We start from the raw sequence: 213 nt of genomic DNA on the forward strand, positions 1-213 counted from the left end.
CGGGGGCTAGAAGATTGCACCAGGAGTGTCGTCTACGGGTGTTGTAGCGCATGCACCATCGGAAGACTTCTTGGCGGCAGCTGATGGGATTGTCAAAGACTTTCCCATCTCGCAGAACTTCACGCTTTAGGGTGGCGTTAAATGATTCTGCCAGGGCATTATCGGCACTCGTTCCCACCGCTGAGGTTACCCTCGTTTAGTGGACACCCTATT

Annotated in this window: 1 pseudogene; it reads right to left on the bottom strand. The window is 53.5% G+C overall.

The features are described 5' to 3' along the window. A pseudogene (locus tag HMPREF2760_RS12570) lies at window positions 1-196 on the bottom strand (integrase core domain-containing protein); the annotation flags it as partial. Window positions 197-213 lie beyond the last annotated feature (17 nt).

Source organism: Corynebacterium sp. HMSC065D07, assembly GCF_001810695.1.
Classification (GTDB): domain Bacteria; phylum Actinomycetota; class Actinomycetes; order Mycobacteriales; family Mycobacteriaceae; genus Corynebacterium; species Corynebacterium hesseae.